This is a genomic window from Pirellulales bacterium (assembly GCA_035546535.1).
Classification (GTDB): Bacteria; Planctomycetota; Planctomycetia; order Pirellulales; family JACPPG01; genus JACPPG01.
This window is the reverse complement of sequence record DASZWQ010000060.1, coordinates 1-24,271: the sequence shown is the minus strand read 5'-3', so window position 1 is coordinate 24,271 and position 24,271 is coordinate 1. Positions and strand designations below refer to the sequence as shown.

The 24,271-nt window shown below is 62.3% G+C and carries 22 protein-coding genes; 11 read left to right on the top strand and 11 right to left on the bottom strand.

Annotation, left to right across the window (positions count from 1 at the left end; genetic code table 11):
- Positions 1 to 9: 9 nt before the first annotated feature.
- Both VHD36_07845 and VHD36_07840 read right to left on the bottom strand, forming a co-directional pair.
- On the bottom strand, positions 10 to 696 hold the full coding sequence (locus tag VHD36_07845; GenBank protein ID HVU87217.1) for a hypothetical protein: 687 nt from the start codon (positions 694 to 696) through the stop codon (positions 10 to 12).
- Positions 697 to 865: 169 nt separating this feature from the next.
- A complete protein-coding gene (locus tag VHD36_07840; protein HVU87216.1) occupies positions 866 to 1,528 on the bottom strand; it encodes a DUF1326 domain-containing protein in 663 nt (220 codons plus the stop codon).
- 334 nt (positions 1,529 to 1,862) lie between these two features.
- On the opposite strand from VHD36_07840, the gene VHD36_07835 reads away from it, so the two are divergent.
- On the top strand, positions 1,863 to 2,858 hold the full coding sequence (locus VHD36_07835; GenBank protein HVU87215.1) for a TlpA disulfide reductase family protein: 996 nt from the start codon (positions 1,863 to 1,865) through the stop codon (positions 2,856 to 2,858).
- 62 nt (positions 2,859 to 2,920) lie between these two features.
- Here VHD36_07835 and VHD36_07830 read toward each other — a convergent pair whose 3' ends face one another.
- The 4 genes from VHD36_07830 to VHD36_07815 all read right to left on the bottom strand — a co-directional run bounded on the left by VHD36_07830 (position 2,921) and on the right by VHD36_07815 (position 7,232).
- The gene (locus tag VHD36_07830) at positions 2,921 to 4,084 is read right to left on the bottom strand and encodes an ABC transporter permease (GenBank protein ID HVU87214.1); all 1,164 of its coding nucleotides are present in this window, start codon (positions 4,082 to 4,084) and stop codon (positions 2,921 to 2,923) included.
- A 12-nt stretch (positions 4,085 to 4,096) separates the two neighbouring features.
- Positions 4,097 to 5,260, bottom strand: coding sequence for an ABC transporter permease (locus tag VHD36_07825; protein HVU87213.1), 1,164 nt, complete (start codon positions 5,258 to 5,260; stop codon positions 4,097 to 4,099).
- Positions 5,257 to 5,976: an ABC transporter ATP-binding protein gene (locus VHD36_07820; protein HVU87212.1), complete on the bottom strand. Its 720-nt coding sequence runs from the start codon at positions 5,974 to 5,976 to the stop codon at positions 5,257 to 5,259. Before VHD36_07820 ends, VHD36_07825 begins: the two co-directional genes overlap by 4 nt.
- A 128-nt stretch (positions 5,977 to 6,104) precedes the next feature.
- Positions 6,105 to 7,232 carry an efflux RND transporter periplasmic adaptor subunit gene (locus VHD36_07815; protein HVU87211.1) on the bottom strand — a complete coding sequence of 376 codons (1,128 nt, stop codon included), beginning with the start codon at positions 7,230 to 7,232 and terminating at the stop codon, positions 6,105 to 6,107.
- Positions 7,233 to 8,030: 798 nt separating this feature from the next.
- Here VHD36_07815 and VHD36_07810 point away from each other — a divergent pair.
- The gene (locus tag VHD36_07810; protein HVU87210.1) at positions 8,031 to 9,872 is read left to right on the top strand and encodes a protein kinase; all 1,842 of its coding nucleotides are present in this window, start codon (positions 8,031 to 8,033) and stop codon (positions 9,870 to 9,872) included.
- A gap of 36 nt (positions 9,873 to 9,908) precedes the next feature.
- Here VHD36_07810 and VHD36_07805 read toward each other — a convergent pair whose 3' ends face one another.
- From VHD36_07805 to argB, 5 genes are all read right to left on the bottom strand, one after another.
- Positions 9,909 to 11,192 carry a Gfo/Idh/MocA family oxidoreductase gene (locus tag VHD36_07805; GenBank protein HVU87209.1) on the bottom strand — a complete coding sequence of 428 codons (1,284 nt, stop codon included), beginning with the start codon at positions 11,190 to 11,192 and terminating at the stop codon, positions 9,909 to 9,911.
- Positions 11,193 to 11,416: 224 nt separating this feature from the next.
- Positions 11,417 to 11,656: a hypothetical protein gene (locus VHD36_07800; protein HVU87208.1), complete on the bottom strand. Its 240-nt coding sequence runs from the start codon at positions 11,654 to 11,656 to the stop codon at positions 11,417 to 11,419.
- Between the two features lie 762 nt (positions 11,657 to 12,418).
- Positions 12,419 to 13,348 (bottom strand): ornithine carbamoyltransferase, encoded by a 930-nt coding sequence (gene argF / locus VHD36_07795; GenBank protein ID HVU87207.1) that lies wholly within the window; start codon positions 13,346 to 13,348, stop codon positions 12,419 to 12,421.
- 34 nt (positions 13,349 to 13,382) lie between these two features.
- Positions 13,383 to 14,582, bottom strand: coding sequence for an aspartate aminotransferase family protein (locus VHD36_07790; GenBank protein HVU87206.1), 1,200 nt, complete (start codon positions 14,580 to 14,582; stop codon positions 13,383 to 13,385).
- 147 nt (positions 14,583 to 14,729) lie between these two features.
- Entirely contained in the window at positions 14,730 to 15,629 is a 900-nt protein-coding gene (argB, locus tag VHD36_07785) for an acetylglutamate kinase (protein ID HVU87205.1), read from the bottom strand.
- Positions 15,630 to 15,875: 246 nt separating this feature from the next.
- Here argB and VHD36_07780 point away from each other — a divergent pair, with 246 nt between their 5' ends.
- The 9 genes from VHD36_07780 (at position 15,876) to VHD36_07740 (ending at position 24,134) form a co-directional block, all read left to right on the top strand.
- On the top strand, positions 15,876 to 16,625 hold the full coding sequence (locus VHD36_07780) for an NTP transferase domain-containing protein (protein ID HVU87204.1): 750 nt from the start codon (positions 15,876 to 15,878) through the stop codon (positions 16,623 to 16,625).
- A 167-nt stretch (positions 16,626 to 16,792) separates the two neighbouring features.
- Entirely contained in the window at positions 16,793 to 17,746 is a 954-nt protein-coding gene (locus VHD36_07775) for a ribose-phosphate pyrophosphokinase (GenBank protein HVU87203.1), read from the top strand.
- A 43-nt stretch (positions 17,747 to 17,789) separates the two neighbouring features.
- Complete coding sequence (locus VHD36_07770; GenBank protein HVU87202.1) at positions 17,790 to 19,730, top strand: HEAT repeat domain-containing protein; 1,941 nt, start codon at positions 17,790 to 17,792, stop codon at positions 19,728 to 19,730.
- 309 nt (positions 19,731 to 20,039) lie between these two features.
- The gene (locus VHD36_07765) at positions 20,040 to 20,669 is read left to right on the top strand and encodes a 50S ribosomal protein L25 (GenBank protein HVU87201.1); all 630 of its coding nucleotides are present in this window, start codon (positions 20,040 to 20,042) and stop codon (positions 20,667 to 20,669) included.
- A gap of 50 nt (positions 20,670 to 20,719) precedes the next feature.
- Positions 20,720 to 21,277: an aminoacyl-tRNA hydrolase gene (gene pth / locus VHD36_07760; GenBank protein ID HVU87200.1), complete on the top strand. Its 558-nt coding sequence runs from the start codon at positions 20,720 to 20,722 to the stop codon at positions 21,275 to 21,277.
- Positions 21,278 to 21,404: 127 nt separating this feature from the next.
- Entirely contained in the window at positions 21,405 to 21,830 is a 426-nt protein-coding gene (gene rpsF / locus VHD36_07755; GenBank protein HVU87199.1) for a 30S ribosomal protein S6, read from the top strand.
- 83 nt (positions 21,831 to 21,913) lie between these two features.
- Entirely contained in the window at positions 21,914 to 22,426 is a 513-nt protein-coding gene (ssb, locus tag VHD36_07750; GenBank protein ID HVU87198.1) for a single-stranded DNA-binding protein, read from the top strand.
- Positions 22,427 to 22,814: 388 nt separating this feature from the next.
- Positions 22,815 to 23,402 (top strand): 50S ribosomal protein L9, encoded by a 588-nt coding sequence (gene rplI / locus VHD36_07745; GenBank protein ID HVU87197.1) that lies wholly within the window; start codon positions 22,815 to 22,817, stop codon positions 23,400 to 23,402.
- A gap of 228 nt (positions 23,403 to 23,630) precedes the next feature.
- Positions 23,631 to 24,134 (top strand): lipopolysaccharide core heptose(II) kinase RfaY, encoded by a 504-nt coding sequence (locus tag VHD36_07740; protein HVU87196.1) that lies wholly within the window; start codon positions 23,631 to 23,633, stop codon positions 24,132 to 24,134.
- Positions 24,135 to 24,271 lie beyond the last annotated feature (137 nt).

Below are 24,271 nucleotides of genomic sequence, written 5' to 3'. Positions count from 1 at the left end.
GCGTCGCTCTTACTCGGCGGCGTGTCCGACGACGACCAATTGGATCAGCTTGCTCTCTTTCTGATCGTCTTCGTTGCCGGTGGTGGTCGTACCTTTGACGACCACGCTCCATAACTCGGCCGCTTCGTCATGCACCATGGCCGGGGCCTTATCCAAGTCAGGCGAAACGGCCCGTAGCGGCATGATGGCCGGATGCGTCGTTTCCGCGGCGTCGCGGCTGAGTTTGTACAGGTTTTCCATTTCGAGCTTGGCGGGATCCTTGTCCTCGCCGGCCGGCAATAACAACAGGAAATCGCGCGTTTCGGACGTGCCGACGTGGTTGCCATCGACCGGTTGCAGGCCGTAACGCAGCGTGTAGACGCCGGCGGCGATCTCCTGGTTGCGGAAATCGGTGGTCTTGCGCGCGAAGCGCACCACGCCGACCAACTGACCGACCTCGAATGGATACAGAACCGTGTCCGAGGGGGCAAAGTCCGCCTGCACCGGCACCGCGCTCCGCAGCCATAGCTCGCAGGTCGTGCGCTTGCCATTGGTGACCTTGTACGACTCGGGCGTCATCAACTTGGCGATGTCCGCCGCGACTTCCTCGGGAACGCTCTGCGTGGCCGCGGCGACCTTGTAGTCGTCGGCCGCACGTGACACACCCAGCAGCAAGCAAACGCCCAGTGCCGCCAAAAATCCGGAAAGCTTCGTCACAGGCTGGTCTCCACGGCAACAGGATGGCTTTGGAAGAAAAACGAGGTCACGAACACGCGAAGAATTATAGGTCAGCAAACGTGGAGCTGCAGCTTCGGACGTGGCGGCATGGCCGCTGCGCGCCGCCGTGCCGTCGCGGGTTCCCTCGATGATGGGCCGTCGGCCTGCGCTAGAACGTTCCCAGATAGGCGCTGCGGGTCAGCGGCGCGGACCATTGCGCGTTCAGGCCACGGCCGGTAAACGACGCGTCGATCGTGTAAGCCGGCGCCGCATTGTCGATATTCGTGAGCGGCGGATAGAACGTTTTCTCGTTCGAGCAGACGCAATCGGTCTTGCCCAGCTTGCGCGTCTCGACCTGGATTTCTTTGCCAGCCTGCAGCCGGGCCACCATGTCGACGTGATCGATCGACAGGTCAATCGGCTGCGCCGCGATCCGCACGACGTCTCCCGCCACCCGTCCGGCGCGGTCGCGGGCAAAGGCCGCTAGCGCCTGCTGCTGCTCGGGCGTTGCCGAAGCGTCGACCAGGATCACCGAGCGAATCGGATCAGGATGAATCACGACGCCGCTGCCGAAGCCCAACGTGTCTTTCGCACGCACGGTCATGACGACCTTCTTCCCGCTGAGATCGACATCCTGGTAGCTGCCGCTCTCGATGCTCCAAGCCATGATCGCCTGCTGGCCGGTCAGACCAACTTGCGAGTTGGCAAAGCACGGGCCGGTGTAAACGTCGCACGTCCGCATCTCCATATAGTCACCCTTGATGTCCGCGGCACAAAGAGCACCGGCGAAGACCAAAACGACGACGCTCGACAGACCGCAAAGACGCAACATGATCCGTTCTCCTCACATGTGGACGATTAGGATGCGGTGCGAAAACCGACAGTCGTCGCGAGCGGGCAGGCGCACTCGGCGAAACTCCGCTCCACGGGCCAAAGTGCCGGCTTGAAATTCGAATGTTTGGTCCCGGCGTATTCTACCCCCCGTGCGGCGGACGGTCCAGTAAAGCGTGTGTCCGGAAATCCGCGCGACAGGCCTTTGTTGGCCCATGCAGCGGCGCGGTAAACTGGCGGCTCGATACCACCAGCGGTATCGGTTCCCTTCGACGGCCAGCGCAACCCTTCCGGAACGGGGCAGTGTCATGGTTTGTGCCAAGCGATTGTACGCCATGCGCTACACCTTATTAGCGGTGTTGTCCATCATGGTTGCGCGCGGCGCGCTCGTTTCAGGGCAGGAAGTGGCGGGCGAAACCTCGGCGAAGGAAGTCGAGTTCCCGCCGGTGTGGGTCAATAGCGATCCGATCTCGGCCGAATCGCTGCGCGGCAAAGCGGTGTTTCTCTATTTCTTCGAAGAGACGTGCCCCAGTTGCCGAGCGCGCTGGCCGTCGATCATGGAGAAAGCCCGGGCGTACGAGAAGGAGCCGATTCTGTTCGTGGCGGTGAACTCCGGATCGACCAAGCAGGACGTGGAAGCCTACGCGCGAAGCGTGAATCTGACCTGGCCCATTATCGTCGACCAGGATCGCTCGTTCGAAAACAAGGCCGACATTCTCGAGATCAGCTTGCAGAACGTGATGCAGGTCGCTTATCTGACGCCCGACGGCGACCTGCGACACGGTTCGTGGGCCGACATCGAGGCGACGGTCGATCGGGCTTTGAGCGGCGCGAAATGGAATGTCGATCCGGCGGATATCCCGGACGATTTGATGCCCGCCTGGCGGAGCCTGGAGTTCTGTCAATTCACCGACGCGCGGCCGGCGATCGCCAAGGCGCTCAGCTCGCGCAAGCCCGAATTGAAAGCCGCGGGGCAAAAACTGTCGGCGTTCGTCGAACAGCGTAGTGGTCGCGACCTGGAAGCCGCGGCGAAAAGCGCCGAGGAAGGAAACAAGTTACGGGCTTACCAGCGCTACACGGCGGCGGCCGAGACGTATGCCGGATACCCTGCGGGCGACAAGGCCGCCGCCGCGCGGCGCGACCTGGGTAAGGATCCGGCGCTACGCAAGGAAGTCACGGCGATGAAGCAACTCGAGAAACAGCGCGAGCTGGCCAGGTCGCCAAAACCGGCCGTGCGCGAAAAAGCCCGCACCGCCATCCAAAAGATCATCGACGACCAGCCCGACAGCGAAGCCGCGCGGCAAGGTCGCGCGTTCTTGCACAAGAAGTGACGACGTTCGTTCTTCTGCCCGGACAACTGCGGCGTTCGCAAATGGGCAAAAGCGGCGTTGCTTCAGATTTCGCGCAGCGCGTCGACGATTTTCATCCGCGTGGCGCGTATCGCCGGGAACAGGCCGCCGACGGTTCCCATCAGCGCGGCCAGGATCACGGCTTGCAGCAAGACCGCCGGGCCAAAGCGGAAGGCGAAAGTCAGCTCGCTGAACGTGGCCCAGTTGGCTGTGCCCGTCGAGAGCCCGTTGAGCGGTAGCGCCCCCAGGCAGCCGGCTAGCCCGCCGAGCAAGCACAGGGCCAGCGATTCGATCAAGAACGAAAACAGGACCGTGCGGCGGTTGAAGCCCAGGGCGCGCAGCGTGCCGATTTCGCGGGCCCGGGAAGCCACGGCAGCGTACATCGTGTTGGCAACGGCGAACATGGCGCCGACGGTGAGAATGATGGCGATCAACCGGCCGACGATCTTGATGGCCATCCCCGATTTGGCCTGATCGGCGAAATAGTCAGGCTCGGCCAGGGCTGCCAGGCCGAACTGCTCGTCGCTGGCGATGCGATCGAGCAAGCGGTGCGCGTCGTCGGCGCTGTTGGCACGGATTTGCATCGAGGAGCGCACCCCTTCGCGGCGCGTGGTTTGCCCGAGCACTTCAAGGTCGGTCCATATCTCCGACTCGGTGGCCCCGTGGCCCGATTCGAACAGGCCCACGATTTTGAACGTGTTGCCGAAGACATCCAGATCTTCGTCGAGTCCGGCGCCTTGGAACCGATTGGCCATTTGCCGGCTGGTGATCGCTTCGCGCAGTCCCGGCTTGTTTTCTCGTCCGGCCACCAGGCGGAAGTTGTTGCGCAATTCCTTGGCGACGGGCGTCACGCCACGCACGATCATGTTGCCGTTGCCGCTGTCGCCGCGGCGGGCCGTGTTGACGACGACGACCAGCTCGGGCGAGCAGAGCTTGTCGCCCGCGGCGTTCGAGGCGATGCCTTCGAGCGTCTCCAGCTCGCGCGCGGCCGATTCGTTGACGATGCTGTTCGTCTCGGCCGTGGCTCCCTTGCGCATCACGACCAGATCCAAGGGCTCGCCCGAAACTTCCAGCGTGTGATCCAACCCGTCGGCCAGCCCGAAGGCGAGAATCGAAGCCCATACGACGAGCCCGGTGCCTAGCACGGTCATCAACGAACTAACCCAGCGGGCGCGTAAGCTGCGAATGTTGTACTTGATGGGAACCACGATTTGTTCCTGCTAAACGACTCTGCGTAAACCATCCACGACCGAAATTTGTGCCGCGCGCCAGGCGGGCACGATGCCGCTGGCCAGCCCCACGCCGGCCGCCAAGAGCAGGCCGAAGGTGACGGTGGACCACGGAACGTAAAAGGCGTTGAAGCCGGGGATGCCGCTGAGCGTGACGTCGCTGAACGAGAACAAGAGCCGCGCGGTCATCACGCCGACCAGCCCGCCGCCGACCGCGATCACCACGGCCTCGACCAGCACCAGGAACAGCACGATCGCGCGCGAGAAGCCGATCGCTTTGAGCACCGCGACTTCGCGCGTGCGCTCGCGCAGCGACATGGCCATGGCGTTGCCCGCCACGCATACGAGCGAAATCACGACCGCCAGAGCGACGTTGCGAATGTACGCCCGCACGTTCCCCAGCATTTCGGTGAACATCTGCCGGAAAGCTTGTTCGGTCATGGCCCGCACCGGGCTTTCCGAGTTGGCGAACCGGGCGTTGATCTGTGGCATCAAGTCGGCCAGGCCCTCGGGCGATTGCGCCTTGATGAACATCGTGCCGGCGTTGCCCGCCATCTGCGAGCGGGCCTGCTTCAGCAGTTCGTCCAGGTACTTGTAGTGGTACCACAGCATCTCCTGGTCGGAGCTGGCCGGGCCGGTATAGATGCCGTCGATCGACAGCTCAAGATTCACCGGGTAGATGTCCCCCTTGAGCACGATCTTGTCGCCGACTTTCCAACCGCGCTTGCGAGCGATTTTCTCACCCACCACGCAGCCCGTGCGATCCTTTTGCCAGGCGCTCAACTGCTCGGGCGGAACGGTAAACTCGGAGAAGACTTCGAAGACGTGTTCCGGATCGGTGGCGAATTGCGCGAACGGGATTTTGTCATCCTTGTACTTGCCGCCGAACCAGGCCAGCGGCACCACGGTTTTCACGCCCGGTATCGAGCTGACCTTATCGACATGCGCGATGGGGACGGGAAAGGTGAGCCCCTGCTTGGCCGTGACCACGATCCGCGCATACTTGAGCGATTCGACGGCGGTTTCGTCTTGCATGTTCACGTACGCATACATCACCGTGACCAGGAACAGGCTGACGGCGATCGACAGGCCCGTGAATACGCTGCGCAGCTTGTTGCGCATCACGTTCCGCAAGATGTAAGGGAGGAACTTCATCCGGCGGCCTCCAGCGCGTCGAGCTCGGTTTCGACGAACGTTCCCTTTTCCAGGTGCAGCATGCGGTGGGCGCGGCGCGCCGCCCTCGGGTCGTGCGTGACCATGACGATCGTCTTCTCGAACTCTTCGTTCAGTTGTTGCAGCAGGTCGAGAATCTCCTGCGCCGCCGCGGCATCGAGGTTGCCCGTCGGTTCGTCCGCCAACAGCAGCACCGGATCGTTGACCAGCGCTCGGGCAATGGCCACGCGCTGCTCCTGCCCGCCGGAAAGCTGCCGCGGATAATGGTCCATACGTTCCGACAGTCCGACGATGCGCAGGGCCGTTTGCACGTGCTCGGCGCGCTGCCGGCGCGAGAGGGACGTCAGCAACAGCGGCAGCTCGACATTCTCAAACGCAGTAAGTACGGGCATCAGATTGTAAAGCTGGAAGATGAAGCCCAGGTGCTGCGAGCGCCAGCGCGTGAGCTTGCTTTCCGAGAGTTGGTTCAGCTCGGTGCCGGCCACGGTGATCGTGCCTGTCGTGGGACGATCGAGCCCCGCGCACAGGTTAAGAAGCGTCGACTTGCCCGATCCCGAGGGGCCCATCACCGCGACGAATTCGCCCTTGGGGATATCGAGGTTCGTATTGGTAAGCACGGGGACGTGAATCTTGTCGCGCATGTATTCCTTCGAGATACCGCGCAGCTCGACCACTGCCCGCTCAGCGCCAGGGGTCATGAGTAACCTCCGAGAGAATCGGCGCCGCCTCCGAAACAGAGACGTCGGTGAGGAGCCTGATGTTTTGCATAGCGCCGCCGCTCGCTCCCCGTCGAGACCTGCGACGCCTCTCCCGCTCGCAACAGAAACTATTCGAGTATTCGCACCCGCGCGCCATTGATTAGCTCGGCGGGCGGATCGACGACGATGCGATCTCCTCCCTTGACGCTGCCTTCGACGCGGATCAGATCGTCCTTGGGTTCGCCACTGGTGGTGACATGGGCCTGCACCACGTGATCTTTTTCCAGCCGCCAGACGAAGTCGCGGCTGTCCTTGGTGACTACGGCCGAAATTGGCAAGTACATGCGCTTCTGATCGGCGTCGGCCGCGCGCTCGGACCGGGCCGGCTGAAAGTGTACCGTGGCGCTCAGGTCAGGAAACAGATGCTCGTCAGGGTCGACGATCGCGACCTTCACCTTCACGATGCCGCGCGTGCGGTCGCCCATGGGAATGATCTCGCGCAGGCGCCCCTGGTAGCGACGGTTGGGCACGGCATCGACCGACACCTCGGCCGGCTGACCCTTTTCCAATTGTCCGAGGTAGTCTTCCTTTACGTCGGTGTCGACTTCCAGTTGCTCAAGATTGGCGAGTGTCGCCACCGAGCCGCGCCCCGAGGCCAGCCCCATACCGCCGGGCATGATCGTTTCGCCCACCTCGGCATCCTTCGTCACGACGGTGCCGGCAAAGGGGGCGTAGACCTTCAGGTTGGCGATCGCCTCCTGGGCTTCGCGCACTTGCGCTTCAGCCACGGCGACATTGGCTGCCATGGCCGCCGCGCGAGCTGACGCCGTATGGAAATCGGTCTCGGCGCCTTCTAGCGCCGCCTGGGTGCCGGCCTTGCGATCGAAGAGTGCGCGCTCGCGAGCGAAGTCTCGCTCTTTTTGCGATGCGGTGCGCTGACCTTCGGCTGCCACGGCTTCCGCGTATTTCACCTGCGCTTGCTTCGAAGCCAGGATGGCATCGAGGTCCGAATGTTCGAGCTCCGCGAGCAGATCGCCCGCGCGGACCTTGTCGCCTTCTTCGACGAGGACGCGGGCGACGCGGCCGGCCGATTTCGCACCCACGGCGGCCTGCTGTCGGGATTCCAAATAACCTGTGGCGGTCAGCACCGTGTTCATCTGCGCCGGCGACACGAGCCGCACGGTGTCGACCTTCACAGCGATGACGCCCGCCAGCCGCTGGTTGAGCAGGAAGTAGGCCGCGCCGGTCGTCGCCACTAAAAGCAGGACTACCGTTAGAACAAGCCACGGCCCAATGCTCGAGGATCGCGAGCGGTTCGACCGGTCAATCCGCAATGCAGCCAGGTCATCGCGGAGTTTCGTTACGCTTGCCACAGGCAGAACTGCCGAAAGGAAATGTGGGGAGTTTTCACGATGTCGCCCATTCGCACCGTCGCCCTACTCCTTCCCACGATGATAATAGCGCTAACGATCGCCTCAAACAGTTACGGCAACAAATTTTTGGTCGCTGCCGGCGGCCCGAGCGCGGTCATCCGACCGCTGGCTCTTGGGACCGTCGCGATTATGCCTGATCCGCCAATTCGAGGGGAGAGTAGGCTCGCACCGACGGACGTTTGGTCGCTGAGTCGGTGGGGCCGCGCGGCTCGCGAGATGTTTCACTCTGGCTGTTCAAATGACTGTGCCGAGGGAGGCGAAGGGGGCAGTGCTTAGCGCGCGAAACAGGGCGGCGTGCGTCTTTGCCCGCGCCTGAAGTGGCGTTCAGAATGCTCCCTCTGTAACGTCATGTGGCCGGGTTTTTTCTTGGTACTGGCACGATGATTGCTTAAGATGATAGGGAGGCGGCTTCTCATCTCGAATGATTGATTTCGGCTGTTTTTTGGCGTCCAAAGACTGTTTTGATTTGGCGCGATTCGCTAACATTCCGGCAATGTGCTGACCACTGCGCACGGCCGACGATCAATGTGCGGCCATTCCCGGATATTGCGTGGTTCGATCGATCGACGGCGCGGGGCTGTCGACGGTTGAGTCCAGTTAGGGTTAACGACTGACTGGAGCATGAGTACCGATACGTTTGTTGACCTGGTGCGCCGTAGCGGATTGATCGAGCAAAGTCAGCTCGAGGCCGCGCTGGCAGAGTTCGAACGGCAAGCGGCGGATCGATCGGCCGCTGATGCGCACGCGCTCTGCGCCTTCCTGGTCGACCGCGGATTACTCACCAAGTGGCAAAGCGACAAGCTGCTCGAAGGCCGCCATAAGGGTTTCTTCCTCGGCAACTACAAGCTGTTGGGCCACCTGGGTACCGGTGGGATGAGCAGCGTGTATCTCGCCGAGCATGTCGTGATGCGCGTGCGCCGCGCGATCAAGGTGCTGCCCGCCGCCAAAGTCAACGACACGTCGTATCTGGCACGCTTCCATCGCGAAGCGCGCGCCGCCGCCGCGCTTGACGATCCTAACATCGTTCGCGCCTACGACGTCGATCAACACGAGGGCACCCACTATCTGGTGATGGAATACGTCGAAGGGCGTGACCTGCAGGTGCTCGTCGCGGCCGATGGACCGCTGTCGCCTACACTTGCCGCCGAGTATATCCGGCAGGCTGCGTCCGGCCTGGCACATGCGCATCAGGTGGGATTGATTCACCGCGATATCAAGCCGGCCAACATTCTCATCGAAGTCAAAGGAATCGCCAAGATTCTCGACATGGGGCTGGCCCAGATCTCGAACGACGACCAGGCCTCGCTCACCATCGCGCACGACGAGAAGGTGTTGGGCACGGTCGACTATTTGGCGCCCGAGCAGGCCATCGACAGCCACACCGTCGACGGCCGCGCGGATATCTACAGCCTGGGCTGCACGCTGTACTTCGCGCTCACCGGGCATCCTCCCTTCCCCGAAGGGACGTGTACGCAGCGGCTCTTGATGCACCAGACGCAGCAGCCCGAGAGTATCCGCAAACAGCGCCCCGACGTGCCCGAGGATCTGGTCAACATCTTTTACAAGATGACCTCCAAGCGGCGCGAGCAGCGCTATCAGCGGGCCGACGAAGTGGTCGAAGCACTCACGCGCTGGCTGGCAGGTCACGGCGGTCACGGCGGGCTAGCGGCGACCGATACTCCGCCGAAGGGGCCGACGTCGAGCGGTTCGTGGGCGCGGTTGGGAGATCTAGCACGGCGGGCCGTCGGGCAAACGCCGCCGGCACCGACAGTCATCGACGAGGACGAACTGACACTCGCTCCGCTCGAGGACGACACCAAGAAAGCCCCCACGAAGTCGCCGGCGCCTGCCGCGGCCACCGGTACGGACAAGCCTGCTGACGCCACGGCGCCGGTAAAGGCCGCGCAGCCCCCGAGTCAGCCCGCTACGGCCAAGCCCGGCTCGAGTCCCAAGCTCGCGCCGCTCCCCGGCGCCGCAAAGCCCGGCGAGCACGCACCGCAAAAGACGTCGTCTCCGGGGAGCAAGCCGGCGGCGCCGAGCAAAGCTCCTTCGCATCACGGCACCCGTACGCCGGCGCCGCAGCAGCCGATCGCGGCCACGGCCAAGAAGCCGGCAAGCGCGCCGGGCGCGCGGCCTGCACAACCGGCCGCGGCGACCGCCGTCGCCGGGCGACCATCGTCGATTCTGGATGAGGTGCTCGGTGCGCCCCCTTCGACGAGCGCGGGGGACACGCTCGACGATCTATTGGCCGGCGCCACGCTGAAAGGGCCGGCCGGAGAGCTGGCGCCGCTCGATCAAGGCACGCCGCTGGCGGTGCCGAAGAAGCGCCGCGGCGGCGGTGCGTTCGAAAAATGGATGGGTTCGACCTGGTTCGTGATCGCGATAGGGGCCGCGCTCGGCGGCGCGATCATCTTGGCCGGCGTGATCTATTTCGCCGTCTGCAACCAAATGACTCCGCATTAGGCGAAAGCGCAACCCGCGCGCCGCCGCATGGCTTTTTCAGCCCGCCGTGGCGCCTGGATCAGGCGAGTGGCTCAGTGGGAGCGTGTCGGCCGGCACCATCTTTTCGTTCACGGTATCCCAGCCCATCACCCGGCTCGTGCGCCACGATTCGTTGGCCATGTTCACGGCCACGACGCCGGCCATGCCCAGCTCGACAGGGCAGTTCAAAGGCTCGCCGGTGCGCAAATGGCGGTGCAGGTTCGAGTGGTGCGGCACGATGTCTTCGCCGCCCGTCTTGGTGTGGGTCGCCAGGACCTTGCCGTCCTTGTCCTTCACGACCCAACCGGTGGGCGTAAAGAACATCGTCGCGCGATAGCCGCGGATCAAATGATCGACCGGCACCCGGTTGCTCATCGTTCCCAGCACGTACACGGTCATGCCGCGCGGGTATTCGCAGATCATTTCGAAATTGTCGGGCAGGTCGCGGCCGTCGGGCCATTGCCAGATTCCGCCCATGCCGACCACGCGGCGCGGATAGGTGAGGTTGCACGCCTTCATGATTCGCGTGATGCGGTGGATGAACAGGTCGGTGCAGATACCGCCGGAGTAGGCCGAGTAGCAGCGCCACTCGAAATAATGATGCGGGTTCCAAGAACACTTGGGCGCTTTGCCGAGCCAGGCGTTCCAATCCAGATCATTCGGCTGCGGCGTGCCATCGTTGATATCGGGATCGCGCCACGGACCTTGCTTGTCGTAGCGGCGCACGTACTCGATCTGGGCCTGCACGACCTGACCGAGTACGCCTTCCTCAATGGCCTTGGCGGCCGAGGAGTAGCTGTCGTCGGCCATGGCCTGCACGCCGACTTGTACGGCCAGGCCCGTGGCTTTTTGCTTCTTGAGCACCTCCTGCGCCTCGGGAATCGAGTGCGTCATCGGCTTTTCGCAGTACACGGCCTTGCCGGCGTCCAAGGCGTCGACCGTCATCCGGCTGTGCCAATGCTCGGGCGTGGCGATCGTGACGTAATCGATTTCCTTGATATCCAGCAGCTTGCGATAGTCCTGCATCGACTGCGGCGCGCCGACCGTCGAGGCACCCTTCTGGGCACGCGATAGCCAGCAATCGGCCACGGCCACGGCCTCGACATTGTCGGGCCCTTTCAGATGATTGATCGCGCCGAGGTGGGCTCCGCCCATGCCGCCCGCGCCGATGAATCCGATGCGAATGCGATCGTTCGCGCCGATCACCTTGGCGTAGCTCTGCGCGGTCCAGGCCACGGCGGCGGTGGCGGTACCAGTAGCGGCCAGAAAACTGCGGCGCGAAACGGCATGATCGTTGGGCATGTTATACCGACCCTGAAACGTGTTGAAGAAAATACACGGTTGAGTTATTGAGTCCGGGATGAACAATGGGCCGTCACCGATTCCGCAAAGTTGCGAGTTTTCCGGGGCCTTCGGCAGATTCATCAAAGCCCATTTGAAACGCCGGACGCAATAAGTCGCATTACAACAACAATTCACTGCTGCGAATCGCGAGGAGGCCGCAAATCGGCAGGAGCAGCTTTTGCTTACGCCGCCGGCGAACTTCCCTTCGGATCGCGAAATCCAGCGACGTAGCCTCCCGCGACGATGTCGGCGACTTCGTCGGGGTCTTCGTGGTAGATCATCTCCTCTGCGTCGTGGCCTTCGAGCGCAACAACGAAATCGTGAATCGCCGCACGTGCGCGATCGTTGTCGAGTTTATGTCTCTCGACCAGTGCCTTTTCGACGGACTGCCAGAACGCTACGATCCCGGCGTGCGGTAACATGTGCATCCTCCACCCGTTACACCAAGGGCTCCCAACTATAGGATGCCTGATTCCCGCGCGTTTTGCCAGCACCCATACCGTGCTTAATGCGAGCGTTTAGCAAGTCTATCCCTCCCGGATGGAAGCTGAACTGATCTGCATCAGGAAGAACTGCACGATCGTCCCATCGTGCTGCGACTGGTCCTGCGACCATTTCGTACCAGTCGTGCGGACAAAGATGGTTTCGTGGCGGTCCGCCTCGGGGACTTTGTCGGCAATGCTGCACGAAACTCCAATAGTCTTCGTTATCGAAGTCGCCGCGCACGAAATGCAATGAACGCAAACCATCCAATCCACGATCGAAAGGGGAGCGTGGCTTCGCAGTCGAATAGCGGCGAAGGCGGAACCTGAGGATGACGGGCCGATTCTGTTGCTGGGGGTTGTTTTTGCTCCGCCAACGATAGTAGACGATCCAGGCCCACTTTATTGCCTGAGACTTTCGCGTCATCGTGTAGAAGCCTTGTCCGAAGTCGGTCCAGCCGCGGCAGGACTGCAGTTGAATGCCGTTTGCTTCGATGTTGTCCTTATCTGTTTCGGTGCATCCATGCCACAGCACTGCATATTCGCTCCTCGGCGGTTGCCAAGGATGAACTGGGCGCGGGCTCATCATTTCGGCTTTCCCCGTTAGTTTGGCAAAGGGGCTTGCTTTCGAGGAAATTCGATGGTCAGCTCAACGAACTGAAATGCAAGGCGATGCGCTTTAGTATTCCTCGAACCACGTCGCTACTCGCGCGGCTGGCCTTGTGCACCTAGTAGCCAGGCCAGGATGCCCTTTTGCGCGTGCAGCCGATTGGCCGCTTGCGCCACCACGATGCTTGCCGGGCCGTCGATCACTTCGTCGGTGACTTCTTCGCCGCGATGCGCGGGCAGGCAGTGCATGAAGTACGCGTCGCTCGGGGCGCGCTTCATCAAGGCCGCGTTCACCTGGTAGCTGGCGAAAGCTTTCCGGCGGACGGCCGACTCTGCTTCCTGCCCCATGCTGGTCCACACGTCGGTGTACACCGCGGCGGCGTCTTTGACCGCCTCATGCGGGTCGGTGGTGATGAGCAAGTCGAGGTCCGGAACCTCGTGCTTGAGCGACTTGAGAAATGCCGCGTCGAACTGGTATTCCTTCGGCGCCGCAATGGCGAACCGCATGCCCGTCTTGCCGCACCCCATCGCCAGGCTGCGGGCCACGTTGTTGCAGTCGCCAATGAAGGCCAGCGTTTCTCCGGCCAACGAGCCCACAAGTTCTCGCAGTGTGTACAAATCGGCCAACGCCTGGCAGGGATGGTCGAGATCCGTGAGACCGTTGATCACCGAACATTTGCAGAACTTGGCCAATTCGACCAGCTTGTCATGGCTTTTGGTGCGAACCACGACCACATCGGCATATTCCGAGAGGACGCGGCCGAAATCAGAAATCGATTCGCGCGAGCCCCAGCCGACGTCGTCCCCCAGGAACAGACTGTGTCCGCCCAGGTTGATGATGCCCGCCTCGAAGCTGACGCGCGTGCGCAGCGAGGGCTTCTCGAACAAGAGCGCCATGACGCGCCCCGGCAATAGTGCCTCGCGCAGACCGTTCTGATACTTGGTCTTCAGGTCTTCGGTGATGGCGAAGATCCGCTCGATCTCGCCACTTTTCAGATCCGCCAGCGTAAGCAAATGTCTCATCTGTGCCGCACTTCCCCTTGCTGCTCGTCGATCGTTATCGGGCTTGGGCCTTGATCGCCTCGGCCAGGATTTCGCAGCCTTGCTGCGCCTGCTCGGCCGAAAGGTTCAGGGCCGGCAGCAGCCGGATCACCGTGCCATGGGTGCAATTGATCAACAGATTTTTTTCCAGGCAGGCTTTGACGACAGCCGTGCCATCGATCGATAGTTCCACGCCGATCATCATGCCCAGCACGCGCACGTCGCGCACGATGTCGCATGCGCCGCGCAACGCCTCGAGCCGCTCGCGAAAGATCTTGCTGATCGCCAGGCCGTGCTCGAGCAGATTCTCCTGCTCGATCATTTCGATGGCCGCGATGCCGGCCCGCGCCGCGATCGGGTTGCCGCCAAACGTCGCGGCGTGCATGCCCGGCCGAAGGCTGGGGGCGATCTCGGGCGTGGTCAATAGCGCCGCGCCCGCGATCCCGCCGCACAAGGCTTTGGCCAAGGTCATGATGTCGGGCGTGACCCCAAAGTTCTGATAAGCGAACCACTTGCCGGTGCGTCCGAAGCCCGCCTGCACTTCGTCGAAGATCAAGAGCAGGCCATGCTCGTCGCACAGTTTGCGAAGGCCTTGCAAGAATCCGGCCGGCGGCAGGTTGATCCCTCCTTCGCCTTGCACCGGCTCGACCATGATGGCGGCCGTTTCGCCATCGATCTTGCGGGCCACGGCATCCAGATCGCCGAAAGGAACGTAGTTGAAGCCGGCCATCAGCGGACCGAGTCCTTCGTGATACTTCGGCTGCGCCGTGGCGGCCGTGGCGCCCAACGTGCGGCCGTGGAAGCTCCCTTCGAACGTGATGATCTTGTATCGCTCGCGCGGCGTGTGCAGCCGTGCCAGCTTGATGGCGGCCTCGTTCGCCTCGGCGCCGGAATTACAGAAGAAGGCCTGCCCGCCAAAGCTGCGTTCCGAAAGGGCCTTGGCCCATTGACCCTGCGCTTCGGTGTACCAGGTGTTGGGCACGTGGATCAGCGTGGCGACTTGTTCCTGCACGGCCTTGACGACAGGCTCGGGGCAATGCCCCAGCAAGTTGCAGCCCCAGCCGGGAAAGAAATCGAGGTAACGCGTCCCCTCGGCGTCCCACACGTAACTCCCTTCGCCGCGCACCAGGCAGATCGGGTAGCGGGTGTAGTTGGGCACCACGTAGCGTTTGAACAGCTCGATGATCTCGGCCGAAGTCGCGCTGGCTGTGGCCACGTTTCGTCTCCTCTAAGTCGACAGAGGGCGGGCGTTTCGAAATGAATGATTTTGCGGGCAAAAATGAACAGACACCAAAAGCGACGTCACTGGTTCGCGATTTTTTTCGACCGGCGAATGGCTGGCTTGGCGCGAGGGCCGAAGCGGCTATCGCGACTTGACGATTTCCGTGCCCACGCCGCGGCTGGTGTAAACTTCCATCAATAGGGAGTGACGCAGGCGGCCATCGATTATGTGAATCTTGCGGACGCCACGGTCGAGCGTTTCCAGGCAGGCCTGCACCTTGGGGATCATGCCTGATTCGATCGCTCCGGAGTCGATCAGCTTTTGCGCCTCTTCGGCCGTGAGCGAGACAATCAGACTCTTGGGATCATTCTTGTCGCGGCGGACGCCGTTGACGTCGCTCAGAAAGACGAGCTTCTCCGCCCCCAAGGCCTGAGCGACGGCCGTGGCCGCGGTATCGGCGTTCACATTCAGTTTTTCGCCGTCGGCGTCCAGGCACATTGACGGAATCACAGGCACGGTGCCCGCATAACAGAGGTTGGCGATCGTGGCGTGATCGACGCGCGTCACGTGCCCGACAAAGCCCAGATCGATCTCTTCGCCCGCTGGCCCGTCGAGGGTCAACTTTTCTCCAAACAGGACGTTCGTGGTCCGAAAATTCAAGGGCGCCGCGCGGCCGCCGAGTTCTTCGATCCGTTTGACGACGTGCTCGTTGGTTTCGTAGGCCAGCACTTGTTCGACGATGTCGCGAGCTTTTTCGTCGGTATAGCGGCGGCCCTGAATGAACCGTGTCTCCAGACCGGCCGCGTCCATGGCGCGGCTGATTGCGGCGCCGCCACCGTGGACCACCACGGGGCGCACATCGACCGTGGACATGAAGACGATGTCGAGCAACAGATGTCGCAGCGCGTTGGGGTCTTCCATCACGCTGCCGCCGACCTTGATGACGACGACCTTACCGCGGAACTTGCGAATCCACTCCAAGGCCTCGATCAGGACGTCGGCCTTTTCGATCGCGCGGTCTAAGGGTTTGCTGCCGGACATGCCATTTGCGGCGACCGTCCTGCTCACGAGAAACACTCCCCCCAATTTAGAAAAGTCCTATTTTAGAAGTGCCGGCTCGGCTGTCAAACGCACCGGACACTGGCCCTTTGTGAACCAGCTGTCGCGCCACAGGTGCGATGCGCCAACGGCTACCGGAGCGATGACTGGCGGCCCCGCGCGTTTCATGCCAAGATTGGACGGTCGCAACGTATTCCCTCCCTGTCAGCATCGTATTCCAGGAAGCCTATGACCCGCAAAATTGCCGTCGTGCTGGCTGCCGGCAAGGGAACTCGCATGAAAAGCGAGCTTCCCAAGGTGCTGATCGAAATCCTTGGCCGGCCCATGATCGAATACGTACTCGATTCCCTGGCGCAGGTGGGTTTCGACCAGGTGGCTGTCGTCGTCGGCTACCGCGCCGAGGATGTGAAAAAGGCCCTCAGCGGTCGGCCGAACCTGACCTTCGTCTTGCAAGAACAACAAAACGGCACCGGCCACGCCGTGATGATGTGCCGCGCGCTGCTGGCGCAGCATGATGGTCCGGTGGCCGTGGTCACCGGCGATGCGCCGCTATTGCAGGCCGAATCGCTCGGCAAGCTGCTGGCCGAATACGAGCGGCGCAGGCCGGCGTGCATCATCGGCACGATTCACAAGCAAAATCCGCACGGGCTGGGACGCATCGTGCGCGACGCCGCCGGCGAATTTCTCGCCATTGTCGAAGAAAAAGACGCCACTCCCGAGCAGCGTCAGCTGACCGAAGTGAACATGAGCTGCTACGTCTTTGACAGCCGCGCCCTGCTGGCGGCCCTCGAAGAGCTGCGTCCCGATAATGCCCAGGGGGAGTATTACATCACGGATTGCCCGGGCCTGATGAAGCGGGACGGCAAGCTGGTGCTGGCCCTCCCGGTCTTGAAGCCGATCGAGGCCCTGGGCGTGAACACGATGGATGAACTGCACATCGTCGAACAGTCGATTCGCGACGGGCTGGATAAGCAGTAACAAGAGAAGCAGTAAACCACTTGGCGAACCGTCGGGGCCGTATACTTTAAGGGTGAGGGTGGGCAGAGTTCTGCCGAGCGGGGCGGATTTCTGCCGCGGGTTGTGGTGCAGGCGTCTCGCCTGCTTTTCAGTCACAGGGCGAGAGCGCGCGGGAAGGTGGCGATACCATGAACGGCTTGAAGATCTTCAGCGGTCGCGCGAATCCAGCGCTCGCCCGACGTATTTGCGAGTACTTGGGCCTGCCGATCGGGGCGATTTCGATGGGGAATTTCCCGGACGGCGAGATTTCCTGCAAAATCGACGAAGACGTCCGCGGCCGAGACGTCTTTCTGGTGCAGCCCACCTGCCCGCCGGTGAACGACAACCTGATGGAACTCTTGATCATGATCGAGAGTTGCAAGCGCGCCAGTGCCGAGCGCGTGACGGCCGTCATGCCCTATTACGGCTATGCCCGGCAGGACCGCAAGGACGAGGGGCGCGTGCCGATCACGGCCAAGCTGGTGGCCAACCTGATCACGCGGGCCGGGGCCGATCGCGTGCTGACGATGGATCTGCACGCCGCGCAGATTCAAGGGTTCTTCGACGTTCCGGTCGATCACTTGTACGCGGCGCCGGTGCTGAACGATTACTTCTTGAAGATGGGGATCGACGAAGACGACATGGTCGTCGTCAGCCCCGACGAAGGGAGCATCAAGCGGGCCCTGGGCCATGCCAAGCGCCTGGGAGGCCGGCTGGCCATCGTCGACAAGCGGCGCAGCAGCGCCGAAAAAACACGCCAGGAAAACATCATCGGCGGGCCGGTGGCCGGCAAAGTGGCCCTGATGTTCGACGACATGATCAGTACCGCCGGCAGCATTTGCGGCGCCGCCCAGAAGCTGCACGACGCCGGGGCCAAGAAAATCTTCGTAGCGGCCACGCACGGCGTGCTGTGCGGCGGGGCGATCGAGCGGCTGCAAGCGTCGCCGATCGAAAGCCTGATCATCACCGATACGATTCCCCTGGCGGCGCCGCCGCCCGAGAAAGGACCCGCGAAGATCAACGTGCTGACGGTGGCGCCCCTCTTGGGTGAGGCGATCAAGCGCATCCACCGTAACGAATCGGTGAGCCGGCTGTTTGTGTGACGCGTGAAGGGTCGTGCGGTTGCCTGCGGACGTGGAGACGGCCATGCAACGGCGAATAGCGATCGTCGCGTTCCTCCTCATCACTGCTACCTCGGCGGCGCCCTTGGCCCGCGGTGATGTTGATGCGGGCCCCGTTGACCTCAAACCCTTCGAGCCGCTCCTGACCCCTTGGGGCACAAATCACGTCCTCTCGCGTGAAGCGCCCGAGAGCTGGGCGACGAAGACGATCACTGGTCGCCTGGCCGACCACCAGGGAATGCCGCTGGCTGATTCGCATCTGCTGCTCTCGCGATCCGATCGTTACGTCGAGGACCTGTATCTCAGCAATCTGGCGGTCAGCGACCGTGAAGGGCGCTTTCGCTTGCGCGGCGACCCGCTGGCGTCCCGGCTCATGTTCGCCGTCGGCGGCGAAACGTGGGGCATCGAACTTCCCGCGAACCGTACGGAATTGATGTTACGGTTGCCCGAGCGCCAGGTGGTGAACTTCGAACTGGCGCGCGACATCGATCTTGTCGGGTCGCGGCTCTACGTCTCGCCCGTTGGCGAGATCGATCATCAACTGCACTTGCGATCCACGATCGAGATAAACCTCGACGAGTCGCGCCGAGCACAAGGACGGTTTCCGCCGGGCCGATTCCTCGTCAACGCTGTAAAGCAACTGCAAAACGGGCTGCTTTCGTATAGCGCGCACGTCACGCTCGCGGAATTCAGCGTCTCGGCCGCCGACGGCGAAATCCAAAGGGTGCGGATCGGCAGCCCCGTGGGAACCCGCATTGTCGGCCACATGGAGCGAGATGCTAAGGCGCTCGATCCGCGCGATGCGGATCTTCTTATCGCCACGATCGAAGTGGGAGCCGAGACGGGCGACGAGTTCGAATATCGCACCTACGATGCCGCCATCGTCGATGGCGAGGGAAATTTCACCGCTGGTCCAGTGCCCGAGGGTCCTTGCCTGATCCGCGTCGAAAGCGTCGACCGTCCTAACGCGCGGCAGGAGCGCGAAGAAAAACCTCCGCTGCTGCTGAAGCATCGCGTCGCGTTGGCAGGGGCCGAAGTCGAGGTACACATCCAAAATGTCATTGTTCCGCCATCAAACCCCGTGGCAGCGGTGCAGTATCTTCTCGATTCCGAAATGCCGCGATCGCGCGTGATTGTCACCTGGTCATGGAGCGACGTGATCTATGCGAATCTTGCACGTTTGCCCGACCGTGCCGAAGCGGAAGCTGAGTTGATCCGAATCCTGAAGGATCGCCGCTCACCTAGAGGGTGGCGGCACAAGTCGGCCGAAGCCTTGGCCCGATTCCGACCTGTCACGGAGCAGTCGCGGACGGCGCTTATTAGTCACATTGTTCCCGAGGTGCAGCGGACGGAACGAATCTCTGCCCTGGGCGCCCTGGGACGAATGGGGGCCGACGCGGTCCCATCCATCGATGCGATTGCCGAGCAGTCAAACGATTCTGACACTGGCATACGCTACGCCGTGTTGATTGCACTTCAGGAAATCGTCCGCAAGTCGAACCAGCGGCACCCGGCGGCCGAGAGAATCTTTCTCGCGGGCCTCGACGAGCGCGATAGCCAGTTCCGTAAATGGGCCGTTGGATGCGTCGGCGAGCGGAAGCTGGCCGACGCTGTCCCGCGATTGCGAACTCTCCTGGACGATCCGGTGGGCGAAGTACGCGCCGTGGCCGCCTGGGCCCTTTGGGCGATTGACGGCGATGCCGAGACCACCGTGCGAACAATGATCGAAGTGCTTGAAGGAAATGATCTTCGGGCCAGACGCGAGGCGGCCTTTTACCTGCAGTTCTTCGACGCCCGAGCCGCGGCGACTCTGCCGATTCTCAAAACCTTTGCTTCATCCCCTCTCGAACCCCCTCTGAACAACGCGGATGAATCGCTCGAATACCAAATCAAGTCGGTGGCCGAGTCCGCCATCCAGGTGATCGAGGCGTCGATCGCCAAAAAGGGAGAGCTCATCAACGACTGAATGTCGGCTCGAGCCTGGGATCTTGGCCAAAACCGGGATACGCCAGCGGTCGTGGTCCGACGGATCCCCCCTCAGTCACCTGGCCCGTCGTCGATGCGGCATCAAAGCCGCAAGGCGGGGTTGCATTCCGGCCAATTTCCGCCAAAATGGCGAGATTCGCGCCGTCCCGGGAGGGCTCTGTTGGGCCGCCCGTTCACGTACGGCCTCTGCCAGGCGGGCAGACGAAGGCGGCCAGGATCGGTCGCGACCACGAAACACAGCGGATTGCAGGCCGTCGCCACGACGGATGGGCCACGAGGGAATGGATCGATGTCCGAAGCATTGAAGGTTGAAAAGCGTGAATCGCACGGCAAACGCAATAATCGCCGCCTGCGCAACGCCGGCAGCGTGCCGGCCGTACTCTACGGGCACGGCGAACAGACGCTCAGCCTGAAGGTGGCCGCCGATCAGCTCAGCGCGGCGCTGCGGCATGGTGCCCGCGTCGTCGACCTGGAAGGCGCGGTGAAGGAAAAGGCGTTCATTCGCGAGTTGCAATGGGACCCGTTCGGGACGCATATCCTGCACATCGACCTGACCCGCGTCTCGGCGGACGAGCGTTTGCAGATCGAGGTGCCGGTCATCCTCCGCGGCGAAGCGCCGGGCGTGAAAGAGGGGGGCCACCTCGAGCAATCGCACCACACGGTCGAGATCGAGTGTCTGGCCATCGCCATTCCCGAGAAGCTGGAACTGCGTGTCGGCGAGCTGAAACTCGACGAATCGCTGCACGCCAGCAACATCGAATTGCCGCAGGGGGTCAAGCTGCTGACCGACCCCGAGACGGTCATCGTCCATTGTGCGCTGGCCAAGGAAGAGACCGAAGAGGGCGAAGCCGGCGAAGCAGCCGAGCCGGAAATCATCGGACGGAAGGCGGAAGAAGAGGAAAGCGCGACCGAAGAGTAACTTGCCGCGTCGTCGGCCGGCTGTCGCGATTCGACGCATATGTACTGAGCATGAAATTGGTCGTTGGGCTGGGAAATCCGGGGCGCAAGTACGAAGGTACCCGGCACAACGTGGGCTACATGGTGCTGGCGGAACTGGCCCGCCGCGCCGGCAGCCAGGGGACGAAAGCCGCATTCCAAGGGGAACTGGCCGACATCGCGATCAGTGTCGAGCGCACCTTGCTGTTGTGGCCGCATACGTACATGAACCGCAGCGGCATGAGCGTGCTGGCCGCCCGCGATTTTTATAAACTGAACAATGACGACGTGTTGATCGTGTGCGATGATCTCCATTTGCCGCTGGGCAAATTGCGATTTCGTCCGCAGGGGTCGGCCGGAGGACAGAAGGGGCTGGCCGACGTGATTCGCGTGCTGGGCACCGAAGACGTGCCGCGGCTGCGGATCGGCATCGACGAGGCCCCTCCCGGATGGAACGCCGCGGACTATGTCCTGGCCCGTTTCAGCAAGCAGGATCAGTCGGTGATCGACGAGGCGATCGTGCGAGGTGCCGAAGGGGTCGAAACTTGGGTGCGCCGCGGCATCCAGGAGTGCATGAACCAGTACAATTAAACCGAAGCGGGTTCTTACCGGCCGGCGCGGCGCGATTTGACGATAACCGACCACGAAACACAAAAGCGGGTGCCGCTGGCGCGCCAGCTTAACGCGAAAAACTGCCTTAAGTTTCAGGAGAATATCCTTGGCCGAGAACGCATACGAAGGGCTCTTCATCTTCGACTCGAACCGTTACGCCCGCGATCCGGCCGGCGTCTCGGGTCAGATCGCCGCCATGGTGGAAAAATACGACGGCACGATCCTGGCGAACCGTTTGTGGGAAGAACGCCGCCTGGCTTATCCCATCAACGGTCAGCGCAAGGGAACCTACTGGCTCACGTATTTCCGTCTCGACAGTAAGCATCTCGAGTCGCTGCGGCGTGATTGCCAGATCAACGAGACCATCCTGCGCGAGCTGATGCTGAAGGTCGATCCGCGCATCATCGATGCCCTGGTGGCCCACACGCAAGCGGCGACCGACGCGGCCAAGGCCCGTCGCCCCGCTCCCGCTCCTGCGGCGGCCGCCAAGACCGATGATTTGGAAGTGCCCGATTTGGGCAACGCCGAGTAATCCGCGCGAGCGCGGGATGACTCGCGTGGCAGGATCGCCGACCAGAGGCGATCGCGACGATTGCAATACGGAGGTTTGATCCGATGGCGAGCTTCAACCGTGTGATCCTGGTCGGGAACCTGACGCGCGATCCCGAGCTGCGCTACACGCCCACGAATACGCCCGTCACCGAAATCGGCCTGGCCGTGAACGATCGCCGCAAGAATGCCAACGGCGAGTGGATCGAAGAAACCACGTTCGTCGACGTCACCTTGTGGGCCCGCACCGCGGAGGTGGCCAGCGAATATCTGACCAAGGGCTCGCCGGTGCTGATCGAAGGCCGGCTGAAGCTCGATACCTGGGAAACCGACGGGCAGAAGCGATCGAAGCTGCGCGTGGTCGGCGAACGGATGCAAATGCTCGGCGGCCGCGGTAGTGGCGAAGGTGGCGGCGGTGGCGGACGCCGCGGCGGAACTAGCGCCGGTCGCAGTGGCGGCGGGGGCGGGGGTGGCCCGCAATACGATGAATCGGAATACGGGCCCCCGGCCGACGTCTACGGCGGGTCCGAAGGGCGCGGCGGCGGTGGCTCGAAGCAGAACGACGATATTCCGTTCTAGGCTGCCGCTGCGATCGTTGTGCGTTCCGAGAGGAATGGCCGATGTCGCTACTTGAGAATATGGCCGCCTTGATCGAGCTTCTCATCGGGATTCCCGGCGATCTGTTCGGAAGCGGAAATCGTCGCGATTCCGGCCAACCAAACCGGCCGACCGGCTGGCCAGATCCACGCCCGCCGGTAACGCTGGTTCTGCGGCCGGATGAGCTCCCCGGACGGCCAAGCGACGAAGCGCGGACCGAAGGTCGAGATCGGTAGAAAATCGCCGTTGTGCAGCGATTTTCGCCCCCTGTCCCGCTGGCCTGACGACCCGAAATCAGCTACGATGAGTCCCTTTCGCCCCTAGTCCTGATGGCTTCCTGACAGCGTTTACTCGCGAGTGAGATCGACCAATGGCCGCTAAAGCTTCCGCTCCTGCCGCACCCAACGCCAAGTCTGCCCCGAAGCCCAAGAAGCCGAAGACACGCGGCCGCTTGCCGCGCGGGCAGCACGGCGGCATCGAGCTACTGTTGATTCAGGCTGTGGACCATCTCGGCAAGCAAGGCGACGTGGTCGAGGTGAAGCCGGGCTATGCCAAGAACTATCTCCTGCCGCAGGGACTGGCGACGATCGCCACCGACCACCACAAGCGGATGGTCGAGAAGCATCGGGCCCGCCTGCAAGAGATTCAGAACGCCCGGCTGGCCGGTCTGCGGCAACTGGCCGATCTGCTGGCTCAGCAGAGCATCACGATCGAGGCCAACGCGAACGACGAAGGCCACCTGTACGGCTCGGTCGGCGCGAGCGACATCGTGGGCGCTCTCAAGCGGAACGACTTCACCGTCACCGCCGATCAGATCCGCCTCAAGGGCCCGCTCAAGGAATTGGGCCTGTACACGGTGAACGTCCACATCGGTCACGAGATCGAAACCGAACTCAAGGTGTGGGTCGTGCCGACCGTGACCGACGAAGAAGCGGCCACGCCCAAGCCGCAGGCGTAGCGGGCGGCTGATCGTCAGTAATCGCTATCATCTGCTCGGCGCTCTTGTTGGCTCAAATTCATCGAGTCACTTGCGAGCAAATGCTGCGCGCCGTGATGCGCGAACATCGAAAGTTCTCTCCGCGCGTAAGACTGTCCCGTATTGTTCGTAGTTGCGGACAATTCTGCAAACAAATACATTCCCAAAAGAGGGGCACGAAACTGTGCCCATTTGAGCCAGGGGTGATTTGTGGCTGACCAAGCATCTACGCCCGAAATTGAAGTTCTGAAGCGCGAACAGTCTGGTTTATACGGTGTGGTGTGGCGAGGAAGACAATCAAAACTCGATCGCGACGTCGCAATCAAGTTCATCAAGCCATCGATGCTTGGCGCGAGGGATGCGATCGCGCACGCCAAATCGCTCGCCAAAATCAGTCACCCGAATGTGGTCACAGTCCATTACGTCACGCAACTCACGGACCCCGACACTGGCGCACTGGCCGACTGCGTCGTTATGGAATGGCTCGACGGTGATCGCCTCGACGTTCGCTTAGCTGGTGCAAGATTTTCGTTTGCGGAAGCACTAAAGCTGTGCAATGAACTTCTCAACGGTTTAGAGGCAATCCATGCCCAAGGTGTTGCTCATGGCGATTTGCACTGCGGAAATGTCATCCTATCCCAAAACGGTACAAAGATTATTGACATTAACTACGCCGAGTCCGAATCGTTAGCGCGTCTGAGTACGACTTCCTGAGGTGGACCCCAAAAACTGGGCGCGCTGATAAGGTGTGGTTTCCGGGAGCGGGAACGACCGAATCAGGAGTGTGCCGGCATGACGCGGAAGCGGCGGGTGTTTGGGGCGGCGTTCAAGGCCAAGGTGGCCTTGGCGGC